Below are 11,128 nucleotides of genomic sequence, written 5' to 3'. Positions count from 1 at the left end.
CGCGTAAATTTTACGGGGCAATAATCGGACTGAAATTTTTTGTGCCGAGGCGGATTATCGGTTCTATCTTGATAAACTGCGGTTAGCCTGTGAAAAGCATGGTTGTGACATTCACGCCTACGTGCTGATGACCAACCACATGCACTTACTCGTCACTCCCCAGGAAGAGCAGAGCTTGAGCGAAGTCCTGCAAATGCTCGGCGTTATTATGTCCAATTTTTCAATCACTGCTACCGGCGCGCTGGCATGCTGTGGGAAGGGCGATACAAAGCTACCTTAATTGATACCGAGGCGTATTTGCTGACTTGCATCCGGTTCGGCGTGGGGCTATCTGTCATCTATACGCTACTGTCGGGCTTCTTCTCGTAATTCCGCATAGCTTTTAGCTTAGAAAGCTAAATGTGCCCCAACAAAACCAGAAACGGGTAGAGCCTGAGGCCATGGGTGGGGATAGGAGGTCGACACAATTCAAGATCAATCGAGTCTGACCCCGTAGATTTCATTTTATTGAGGCAATTCGTGTTTCAGGACTAGTCCGATATTACTATTGTGTAAATTTATGCTTATATTAAGATAAGACTCCCTAACTCACTTAGGATCGGAAATGGGTATACATAGCATAATACTTGTAGCGATTACATCCTTGTTATCGGTTTCGGTTCATGCGTTTCCCATAGCAAAACCGGGTACTGAAGGATTTGGTATTTTCACCACCTCAACCGATAGTGTCATAGCTACGTATCAGGGAAACTCAGCCTCCTATAGCAACGATCTCTATCTCATGTTAGACGGAAGCCGACATCCTGGAAACGATGGAAATACCGCAAATGATCTGTTCATTTTCAACAATCACGCCTCTCCAGTTGGGTCCAACATGAATATTGGATCATTTACTGCCGGAACAGAATTATTTTTTCGAATTCATGTGAATAACACAGGCAACGATTTTTTTACAGGAGCGGCGGCTGGAAACGCGGATGGGCAATTTCATGCACGGGTGGAAGAAAATTGGCAGCCCAATACAACATTGGTGAGTTTCGAGGATCTTTATGATCCCTCGGGTAATTCAAGCGTCTTTAACGATCTAAGCTTTTCATTTTCTAACACTTCTAACACTTCCGTTGTCCCCGAACCTGAAACATATGCCATGTTCTTGGCGGGGCTTAGTATTATAGGTGCCTTGGCGGGTCGCAGGAAGAAAACCAGCTGAATTGGGTGGTACTAAACAATAATTGGAGCTAGCTCCACATTTCCGAATACTTACGTTTGGAACGAACTGGCGAGGAATGCCGGAATACATACAAGCAGCTATTTGAGTACCAGATTTCTGAAGAGAGCATTAACGCAATCAGAGAGGCAACCAACAAGGCTCGGGTATTGGGAAACGATCGGTTCAAGCAAAGTATCCAAGAGAAATTGAAGAGGCGAATAGAGCCTGCGGTCAACGGGGGATAAGCGATCGGAGCAATTCAAGTGGAGTTGCCCCTATGAAACCGGACAGGATGCGGTTAATAATTGGCTGCGGATGAATTGTCTTGGCGACTTCATCTTCAGCCCCTTGTGAGGGTGGTACTCATTGTAATCCTCGAACCATTGGTGAAGCTGTGACATGACGGTTTTTGCATCGGGACGATCATGCACATACACATAATCCCGCTTGAAGGTTTTGACGAAAGCTTCGGCCATGCCATTGGATTGAGGGCTTCTGACTGGAGTAAAACAACTGACGAATCCCATATCCTGAGCAAAGGCAACCGTTTCTCTGGCGGTATAGCAACTGCCGTTGTCGCTGAGCCATTCCACAACATGAGGAAGCCTGGCAACCCGCCCGAAGCGTCGCTCAACGGATTCAACCATCAGGTCGCGCACCATCTCGCCGGTAATGCCGCTGGTGGTAGCAGCATGGCTGATGATTTCGCGATCACAGCAATCCAGCGCGAAGGCAACGCGCACCACCTGCCCATTCCAGCAGGGAATCTCGAAGCCATTGGAGCACCAGCGAGAATTAGAACGCAAGGTGATCACTTTGCCTTCATGAGGCAGCTTGGGCTGTTTGCCGGTGTGTCGAGTCAGCAGCAGCCCATTCTGACGCATGATGCGGTAGACCCGCTTATGGTTGATCGAAGGCTGCCCCATTCCTTCCAGCTTGCGGTTAAGCAGAGCGCAAATCCTTCTGTATCCGTAAGTCATGCGGCCATCCACAAGTTCCCGGATCAAGGGCAGCAGCCAGGCATCATCGGTCTTATGATAGCGGCAGCGGGCAGGTGTCTCTCCTGCCTTCATCTGTTCCACAAGATGGGAGCGCGCCACACGCATCGTGTCTGCAATGGCCTTCACAGCAAATCGTCCTGTGGCAGCAACGGCATGCGCGAGATCAGTTTTTTTTCATGGGCAAGCTTCACCGCTTCCGTGAGAATCTCATTCTCCATGGTCTTCTTGCCCAGCACACGTTCCAGCTCCCGAATCCGCTTTTTCAATTCCCGTACCTCTGCCGCAGACACTACCGCATCATCACTACGTATGGCTTCTTTGCCTCCTTCGGCCATGAGCTTTCTCCAACGAAATAACAAGCTCGGAGAAATACCATACTTTCGAGCCACATACGAGACACTCATGCCAGATGAACGCGTTTCCTCAACGGCCTTTAATTTCTCACCCAAGCTCCAGCGCCTGCGGCGCTCGACTCCCGTGACTACTTCAATACGATCAAAACCAGAAGCACTATGCATAGCGTCAGGCATATGCCTATCTCCTATCATCAGTGCATCCGTGTCCGGTTCAATTGGGGGCTAATACATCAAGGTCAATCGAGTTTGACCCATAGACGCGCCGTAGATACGCGTACCATAGATAACATAGATACACGTTAACATAGACACGTTATGCATAGCATGTTAAACCCGTGGCTGAGTAACCAAGCCCAAGACCGCCTGGGCTTCCGCAAGCCTGCAAAACTTTTTCCGTCGGAATGACTAGCCGCGTTTGACCTTTGGGGTGACGGCAGTTTTTTCTGGAATAGTAAAAAGTTAGTCCAGCTAAGCTGAGACAACCTGAGCCGAGAGTGTTGACTTCGAAGCGGCCTCTCTACCCAACCGAACGACTATCGCTTTGGCATAGTGAAGAAACCTTGCTTGAGTGTTTCTAACCGCCACGACGGTTCCCAATTGAACCTCTCTTCTCATCCAATCTTTAATCTGATCTTCAGTTTGTCCGAAACAAGGTGGCGTCAGAAGAGTCATCGTTCGAGTTTTCAGCGGATGTCTGGTTGAAAAGGCTTAACGTAAAGTAGGCAACAAAAAAGAATCCATAGGGCCAAGCTCGATTGATTCTAAAATAACGACGGAGTGTAGCACGTAATTTTAAGTGGCAATAATTGGACTAAGTCGATATCTTTTAATCTTCATCTCAGCCACGATCAGGCATGCTCAACCCTATTACTCGCCTATAGAAAAATCCGGGTTCCTCGATTGACCGCTCATTCTGACATCAACATCCCGCATATTTTAACTTCATCATCGGCGTAGAATCGCCAACCAACGCGCCATATTGAGGAGTGTCATCAGGGAAGCCGCAACATAACTCCATGCCGCGGCACTGAGCAATCGCCGGGCATGCGGCATGTCCCCATCGATCAGATAACGTTCTCGCTCCAAAATTGGCAAGGCTCGGGCAAAGCTCGCATTCAATTCCATAGGCAAGGTTAGTGCGTGCACAAGCGTCGCGCTTCCCAGTGTCAGGATGCCGCCTACAAGAAATAGCAATCCCGCCGAGGGAGAGCGCAATAGCGCCATAATCACGGGAGACAGCATCAGGATTCCGGCACCCAGTTTTTCCGCAGGTGCAGCCCATTGCACCAACCTGGTACGCAAGGCAAGAGGCGGGTAGTTATCCTGATGCTGGATCGCATGGCCGACTTCATGCGCTGCAACCGTTATGGCTGTCAGTGAGCGGCCGTTGAATTTTTCCGGTGTGAGACGGACCACTTTTTTCAACGGATCATAGTGGTCGCCCAATTCGGTTGCCTCCACCGCAATATGTTGTAAATCGGCCTTATCCAGCAACTTGCGAGCCAGTTGTGCTCCCGTGAATGAATAGCGATCAGCCGGTTCACTGTATTTTTCCATGGTATGTTTGACCCAGTAGGAAGGCCCGACAACCAGGAGAGCGATAAAACAGACCAATATCAGATAAAGCATGGCGGGAAGTATCAGTAAAAAAACAACTTTAATGGTAACAGTCTAATGACGGCTTATCGGTAGCGCAGGTTGATCATGCGCTTACCCTATCGTTTGATCAATGATGTTCAAAATAATTCATGTTGAATCCCGGTAACATGGTCAAGCGGATGGATCGTTTGATCGCAACACCCCGTTCTATCAGGACCCATTGGCGAAAGCTGGACAAGAACATATAGTGGGTTTGCTTTTGTTTGACTTGTTGCATCTGATCCGTGCACGCGCAGAATTAAATGCTGATGAACTCATGATTGAAAACTTCTAACCGATGTTGACGATGCCGCATAACAAAACAGTTCCACAGGTCAAAGGCAATTTTCTGCTGGGCAATTTAAGCCAGATGATCGCGAATCCGTTTCAGGCCCTTTGTGACTGGCAGCGAGAGTACGGTGACCTGGTCAGCTTCAGGTTAGCTGCCCGCCAAATTTATCTGTTCGGTCACCCGAAGCTGTTTGAACAAGCCCTCATCAAGCAAAGCGATGTTTTTGTAAAAATACACGGTGACGGAAAACCGACTGGACTGGAATTGGTTTTGGGGCAGGGATTAGTAACAAGCCAGGGCGATTTATGGCAAAGGCAACGGCGGTTGATCCAGCCGGTTTTTCAGCGAAGCAATATAACCACGCTGTTGCCGCAGATCGCCGCTGCTGGCAGCAATATGCTGGATAGATGGCGGAAGCTGGGTGAAGGTGCGGAGATTAACCTGTCCAGGGAAATGACACAGTTGACGCTGGAGGGGATCACCCAGACCATGTTCAGTACCAGCGTACTCGACAAGATAGAACATATATCGCCATCTCTGGATATCTTGCTCAGGTACGCCGCTAAAACTATCGTGAATCCTTTGATGCTCCCGTTGTATGTACCCACCCCGGCCAATCAAAAATTCAAACAGGCTTTGGGAATAATCAATGGCGTCATTTACGGAATCATCAATGAGCGTCGCGCTACTCCATCCGCGCACAAGGACTTGCTGGATATGCTGCTAAAAGTAAGCGATGACAACACTGGTGAAAAGATGACTGACAGGCAACTTCGGGATGAAGTCATCACCATTTTTGGTGCAGGCCATGAAACTACCGCGAATTTGTTGAGCTGGACCTTATATTTGCTGGCCCGGCATCCAGACGTACTCGCTAAGCTGCGCCAGGAACTTGACGGTCTGCCGCAAGGAAAAATACCGGACGCGGCAGATCTGCAGCAGCTTCTTTATACTAAAGCCGTACTCAATGAATCGATACGCTTCCGTCCACCTGCTGGCATTATGCTGCGTAGAGTCAATAGGGATACCGAGGTTGATGGCTATTTTCTAAGGGCTGGCAGACTTGCGATATTCAGCATTTTCAATCTTCATCATCATGCTGATTTTTGGCCGCAACCAGAGAAGTTCGATCCTGAACGATTTTTAATACCCGAAAATCGCAGGTTTTCGTTTATGCCTTTCGGGACAGGTGAACGCATCTGCATCGGTAGTCATTTTGCATTACTGGAAAGCCAGCTTTTGCTCAGCATGATAGTTCAGCATTGTGATTTACAGTTGCTTGACACGGACGAAGTCGAGATTGAGATGGCGGTAACCCTGCGCCCCAAAGGTGGAATTCCAGTCCGGGTGAAGTGGCGATAAAATCAATCTTCAGTTCTTGGTTCTGTTATCCACAAAATCCACAAAAGCTGTCTGGAAGTGTTGGGGAAATTGCCTTTGGGCTGACCCCAGGCGGCTCTGTTTTATCGAGTACCGTATGAGTTGGATGTGGATGCTCTATCGTCGTCGGCGAACATGCCCACTTGCGCGATGCCGTCGCTGCCGATAGTGCCACGGAACATGCCCCTGGTGTTGAAACGCATTGCATAATTACCTTTTGCATCCAGCACGATCAAGCCGCCATCACCGCCGAGGGCAGCGATTTCCGCCAGGGTATAATCCGCCGCCGTAATAATTGGAATGTGCTGCAACCGTACCTGTGCTGCTGTGTTGAATGCAGCTACGGTGCGAATGAATATTTCGCCGGTGCCAGTCGCGGATACCGCAACCGAACGATTGTCCGCGTAGGTTCCGGCGCCAATGACGGGCGAATCCCCCACGCGCCCGAAGCGCTTGTTGGTAATCCCGCCGGTCGATGTGCCGGCGGCGAGATTGCCGTGACGATCCAGCGCCACGGCCCCCACCGTTCCACGCTTTTTATCCACTTTTTCATCCGTCTTTTCGTTCATCTGGGGCTGCGGTGTATCGGGAACCACGTCATGGTCCTGCATCAGGCGTTCTTCGGCAATGGCTTTTTGCAACTGGTTCCATCGGAATTGCGTGTAAAAATAGGAAGGATCAACAATCTCCAGGCCCATCTCGGCGGCAAAGGCATCGGCGCCCTGACCCATCAGCATCACATGCGCGCTTTTCGTCATCACGGCATTCGCACCGCGGATGGGGTTGCGTATGGTCGTAACGGCGGCAACAGAACCTGCCATGCGAGTGGAACCATCCATGATGGACGCATCCAGTTCAATGCGACCGGCATTACTGAACACCGCGCCCTTGCCGGCATTGAATAAAGGAGAATCTTCCATTACCACGATGGCTGCAATCACGGCATCAATGCTACTGCCGCCTGCTTCAAGCACTGCATGGCCAGCAGTCAGCGATTGCGAAAGCACCTGCGTATAAGCCTGCTCGAGCTCCTTTTTCAGCTTGCTGCGCGTGATAGTACCGGCGCCACCGTGAATCACCAGTCGTATCGGTGAATCACCTGCCCTGGTCGTATTCGTTCGTATCGCCATGGGTTAAAAATTTAAGGGTGGAGGAAAGGTACTATCGTAGTTTCTTCGCGGGGATTTGTAAGATGGGTAGGACCGTCGTCAGGCTGATGCGCCGGTGTCGGAGCTTACAGCAGGGCGATCCTGAACTGGCTGCTGATCGACCTTCCTGGCATCTGGCATAGCGTTTTAATCGTTTCAAAATATTCGCAAGAGATTTTTTTCCATATTGTGGTCTCCTTTTCAGTAACTTTTAGCAACGCAACGTTATTTCCTGGAATATTTTCCGGTTGTATTTGATCTCGTGCAATTCGACACATCAGCTTTCCTGGCATTTTCAGCGAGATGACCTATATTAAAAATAATCAGCTCACGTGACCTATTCGGTTTTTGATCTGATCTGGAACTCATATTTGCGAGGGGGGAAAATGGCGGAGCAACGTGAAACCTATAAGGGCCGGGAGATTATCCTTCGAACCGGAGCGGAGGCTTCTACCGCGAGAGCTACGGCAGGGATTAGAGAAGACGAAGCGGGCGCCGAGGGGACTGAACTATACATCGATGGGGAGCGAATCTTCACGGTGCGCGATGCAGGTGGGAAATATATTGCATCCGGCTTTGCCTTCGACCCCCAACCTTCGCCAGTCGACTTAGCCAAGAAGATTATCGACTACAGGGAAACGGGGGAATAACATGGGGATCCGAAAAAATCAGTCCAGCCTGACAGCCGCCGAGAAAGCGGCATTCGTCGCTGCGGTAAAAGCGCTGAAGGCAAACGGCGACTACGATATGTTCGTTGCTCAACATCGCGCCGCCTTCATGGCCAGCCCCAATGATCCTGCGCACCGCGGCCCAGCCTTTTTGCCGTGGCACCGTGAGTATCTTCGACGATTCGAGCTTGCTCTCCAGCAGATCGATTCAAGTGTTTCCATACCCTATTGGGACTGGACAGTCGACAGGACGGCGGGAGCCTCGCTTTGGGCCTCGGATCTCATGGGCGGCAATGGAACAGGTGCCAGCCGGCAGGTTACCACAGGGCCCTTTGCATTTTCGACCGGAGAATGGACTCTTACGGTCCGTGATCCCGGCGATACAACCACTTTTCTTACGCGCGCTTTTGGCGCAATGGGGTCGCTGCCGACTCAACAGGGTGTCAGTGCCACCCTGAATGTGGTTCCGTATGATTCCGCACCCTGGAACTCCAATAGCAGCACTAACACAAGCTTTCGTAATCGATTGGAATCGGTCATTCACAATCCGGGGCACATGTGGGTTGGCGGGTCGATGATGGCGATGGCATCTCCCAATGACCCCGTGTTCTGGCTGCACCATTGCAATATCGATCGGCTATGGGCGGAATGGCAAAGGGAAAATCCTGCGGCAATTTATTTGCCGCCCAGCGGTACCCCCAATGTAGTGTCGGGTCACGGCCGGGACGATCCGATGCCGCCATGGGACAATGAGGCGTCACCGCCTACGCCGCTAAGCGTTCTCGATCATCATGCGCTCGGCTATACCTATGACGATGAGGGGGTGGTGTCTCCAGAGGTCGTGCCCCTTACCGTTGGCGCGCCGGCTACCTCGGCCTCGATAGGGCAGGCAGGAGAAATTGATATATATAGTTTCGTCGTGACTACGCCTGGAAGTCATGTCATTGAGACTCAGGGTCCAACCGACGTGGTGACCGGCCTGTATGGTCCCAACGACATGGCGGCGATCATTACTGAGGATGACGACAGCGGACCAGGCGCGAATTCGCGGATTGAAAGAAATTTGTCGGCGGGTACTTATTATGTACGGGTGCGGCACTACAGCGGCTCATCAGTCGGGAGCTATAGTATCTCGGTAAGCGGATCGGCATCGCAACCTGATATCCCAACCATTCAGGTAAACGGTCCGGCAGTGCAGGGAACGATCTCTGCTGCGAATGAGCGGGATATGTATACATTCACGGTAATGAATCCCGGCACGCATACAATCGAGACCGCTGGCAGCACCGACTGCTTCCTTACATTATTTGGTCCCGATAATCCGGCCACATTCATCACTCAGGATGATGATAGCGGTCCCGGAACCAATTCAAGGATTGCTGTCAACCTTGCGTCTGGCGTTTACTATACCCAGGTCAGGCACTACAGCCCAACCGGCACGGGTTCTTACAGCATTTCGGTTAGAGACTGATCCCGCATTCCGCATTATCCGGGATAAAGCTCATCCCTTCTGCATTTACAGCGGGCAGCAGGGGAAGTTCGCCCATCAGCCGAGGAGAAATCGAAGTCTTCCGAGTGCATCTCCATAAGAGAAATAATTGACGGGACGGCACTGGTAGACGGCATTTCTTCCTTCATAAGAGGCGCATATGTCATATGTATACAAGATCGTGGATTCGCCCATTGGTAAATTAAAGCTTGTCTCAAACGGATCAAAGCTCTCCGCAATCTTGTGGGAACACGATAAACCTAATCGAGTACGGCTTGGCCCGATGCACGAAGAAAAAGATAGTCCGATTCTGGCAGAGACGGAACGGCAGCTGAATGAGTATTTCGCAGGGAAAAGAAACTGTTTTGAGCTTGAGCTCGACTTCGTCGGGACCGAATTTCAAAGAAAGGTTTGGGAGGCGCTGCTAACTATTCCTTTTGGAGAAACCCGCAGTTACCGCGAAATCGCGATGCAAATTGGCAACGTAAAGGCAGTTCGAGCAGTTGGTGCTGCGAGTGGAAAAAACCCAATCTCAATTATTGCTCCCTGTCATCGCGTAATAGGTACATCTGGCGATCTCACAGGATTCGCCGGGGGACTCGGAACAAAAAAGCTGCTGCTCACTTTGGAAAGTGGTGATACGTTGCAAACCGTAGTTTGAATGTGTCGCCCAGCTACACCACGAGCTGGGGAACTGTGGTGGTAGCGCATGCCCCCACCGGTTAAAGTAGGTGGTTAGAGCAATTTAGGATCAAGCGAGCCCGACCCTATCAGTTTTACTCGTACACAGCCAAAAGTTTTATGCGTACTGGGCTATATAAAGTTCCGACAACGGCGGACTGGAAAACAACGCATGTCCTGGCGTGAAGAACATCGGAGCCGTGTGCGGGAAAACCGCATGCACGGTTTGATAAGGGAGGGCAGGAGAGAGTCTGTTCTCTACTCTATCGATTCACAAACCGTAATCTCCATGAAATTTATTTGCTAGACAATTTACTGAGTGTGGTTTGTTTTCATTTTTACGCGCTCCAGTCAAACGCCTAATAACGACGTAAGGGCTGGAATAAATGGCGCGACAATTGCCATATGATTGGCTGACTGCTGAATAAAGTCTTTGTATTTTTCTGAAAATGCCCAACTCCCATTCGCTTTTTCCATAGACTCAATACCTTCAAATAATCGGCTTTTTGCTGCATCCTTGATGTCTGAATCTGCTATAGCCTTGCGAAGGCTGAGGAATATAGATGAAGAGTCAATCTTGATGTTCGTAGAGCTATCTATTGAATTGATGTTTACCTTACCATTAATGTTGCCAATGCTAATATTTTGCTCTTTTTCCACGCAAGCCTCTCCTTTTTCGATTTTATATAGATGAGTATTCTTTAATATTTCAACAGTTCCTCTTACCGCTTCCATTAGCCTGAGTTGATGATCAAAAATTATAATCATACGGCTGACTGCCCAAGGCGTTTCTTCGAAAGATGCAAGCTCCTTTGTTTCATCGAGAAAGTTTTTTAGTTCATCTCGATAGCCCCAAGTATTTTCAAATGAGTCGACATAGAGAGACAACGTTGGGAATTGGCCTACATCGTTGAAATCTTTAAGACAGCCAGCCGCGAAAATCGCAAAGTCTCGGCCCTTTGCATATAACGCATCGAACTGCCAGCTATATAGGGTGGAGAAAGTATAGATCTTACGAAAGTCCTCGTTATGCCTTAGATGTGGCCAATTCTCAAGGTTATACTTGGCAAATACATCACCTATTCCAGCTAGTCGGTGAAGAAAAGGCGCTACAGATTCAAAGTCTTTGCGAATATTCATATAGCAATAATATTTTTAACAGCGTGGCCCCCTTCCTATTTTCGTATAGGTCGATTGCAAATGGCTATGCTGGAAAGTGGAGAGAGCAATAAATAAGCGTGGTACAAATTTGAAACATTTTTGTT

General features: G+C 49.6%; 10 protein-coding genes. 6 read left to right on the top strand and 4 right to left on the bottom strand.

All coding sequences use genetic code 11. The features are described from left to right. Window positions 1-7 precede the first annotated feature (7 nt). Together BLS94_RS01310 and BLS94_RS01305 are read left to right on the top strand one after the other, a co-directional pair. Entirely contained in the window at window positions 8-280 is a 273-nt protein-coding gene (locus BLS94_RS01310) for a transposase (RefSeq protein ID WP_090957430.1), read from the top strand. A 324-nt stretch (window positions 281-604) separates the two neighbouring features. Continuing rightward, window positions 605-1,210 (top strand): PEP-CTERM sorting domain-containing protein, encoded by a 606-nt coding sequence (locus BLS94_RS01305; protein WP_090957429.1) that lies wholly within the window; start codon window positions 605-607, stop codon window positions 1,208-1,210. Window positions 1,211-1,485: 275 nt separating this feature from the next. Here the strand turns inward: BLS94_RS01305 and BLS94_RS01295 are convergent. Continuing rightward, window positions 1,486-2,741, bottom strand: a protein-coding gene (locus BLS94_RS01295) for an IS3 family transposase (RefSeq protein WP_090957427.1) whose coding sequence is annotated in 2 segments (ribosomal slippage) — window positions 1,486-2,387 and window positions 2,387-2,741 — 1,257 coding nt in all. Because the reading frame shifts where the segments join, the coding sequence is not laid out codon by codon here. 771 nt (window positions 2,742-3,512) lie between these two features. After that, window positions 3,513-4,196, bottom strand: a complete 684-nt coding sequence (locus BLS94_RS01290; protein WP_090957426.1) for a zinc metallopeptidase — start codon at window positions 4,194-4,196, stop codon at window positions 3,513-3,515. 316 nt (window positions 4,197-4,512) lie between these two features. Between BLS94_RS01290 and BLS94_RS01285 the strand changes: the two genes are divergently transcribed. Then, window positions 4,513-5,859: a cytochrome P450 gene (locus BLS94_RS01285; protein ID WP_090957509.1), complete on the top strand. Its 1,347-nt coding sequence runs from the start codon at window positions 4,513-4,515 to the stop codon at window positions 5,857-5,859. A gap of 101 nt (window positions 5,860-5,960) precedes the next feature. Here BLS94_RS01285 and BLS94_RS01280 read toward each other — a convergent pair whose 3' ends face one another. Then, window positions 5,961-7,007, bottom strand: coding sequence for an isoaspartyl peptidase/L-asparaginase family protein (locus BLS94_RS01280; protein WP_090957425.1), 1,047 nt, complete (start codon window positions 7,005-7,007; stop codon window positions 5,961-5,963). Between the two features lie 404 nt (window positions 7,008-7,411). Here BLS94_RS01280 and BLS94_RS01270 point away from each other — a divergent pair, with 404 nt between their 5' ends. From BLS94_RS01270 to BLS94_RS01260, 3 genes are all read left to right on the top strand, one after another. After that, complete coding sequence (locus BLS94_RS01270) at window positions 7,412-7,675, top strand: hypothetical protein (RefSeq protein WP_090957423.1); 264 nt, start codon at window positions 7,412-7,414, stop codon at window positions 7,673-7,675. Window position 7,676: 1 nt separating this feature from the next. Continuing rightward, window positions 7,677-9,164: a tyrosinase family protein gene (locus BLS94_RS01265; RefSeq protein WP_090957422.1), complete on the top strand. Its 1,488-nt coding sequence runs from the start codon at window positions 7,677-7,679 to the stop codon at window positions 9,162-9,164. A 199-nt stretch (window positions 9,165-9,363) separates the two neighbouring features. Next, the gene (locus tag BLS94_RS01260; protein WP_256325231.1) at window positions 9,364-9,843 is read left to right on the top strand and encodes a methylated-DNA--[protein]-cysteine S-methyltransferase; all 480 of its coding nucleotides are present in this window, start codon (window positions 9,364-9,366) and stop codon (window positions 9,841-9,843) included. A 371-nt stretch (window positions 9,844-10,214) separates the two neighbouring features. Here BLS94_RS01260 and BLS94_RS01255 read toward each other — a convergent pair whose 3' ends face one another. Further along, window positions 10,215-11,003: a hypothetical protein gene (locus BLS94_RS01255; RefSeq protein ID WP_090957420.1), complete on the bottom strand. Its 789-nt coding sequence runs from the start codon at window positions 11,001-11,003 to the stop codon at window positions 10,215-10,217. Window positions 11,004-11,128 lie beyond the last annotated feature (125 nt).

The organism is Nitrosospira sp. Nsp18 (assembly GCF_900103145.1).
Classification (GTDB): Bacteria; Pseudomonadota; Gammaproteobacteria; order Burkholderiales; family Nitrosomonadaceae; genus Nitrosospira.
This window is presented reverse-complemented; position numbering and strand designations above follow the sequence as displayed.

Coding starts and splice junctions, on each gene's coding strand:
- BLS94_RS01305 (WP_090957429.1), top strand. CDS start 605: ATGGGTATACATAGCATAATACTTGTAGCGATTACATCCTTGTTATCG.
- BLS94_RS01290 (WP_090957426.1), bottom strand. CDS start 4,196: ATGCTTTATCTGATATTGGTCTGTTTTATCGCTCTCCTGGTTGTCGGG.
- BLS94_RS01270 (WP_090957423.1), top strand. CDS start 7,412: ATGGCGGAGCAACGTGAAACCTATAAGGGCCGGGAGATTATCCTTCGA.
- BLS94_RS01285 (WP_090957509.1), top strand. CDS start 4,513: ATGCCGCATAACAAAACAGTTCCACAGGTCAAAGGCAATTTTCTGCTG.
- BLS94_RS01265 (WP_090957422.1), top strand. CDS start 7,677: ATGGGGATCCGAAAAAATCAGTCCAGCCTGACAGCCGCCGAGAAAGCG.
- BLS94_RS01280 (WP_090957425.1), bottom strand. CDS start 7,007: ATGGCGATACGAACGAATACGACCAGGGCAGGTGATTCACCGATACGA.
- BLS94_RS01255 (WP_090957420.1), bottom strand. CDS start 11,003: ATGAATATTCGCAAAGACTTTGAATCTGTAGCGCCTTTTCTTCACCGA.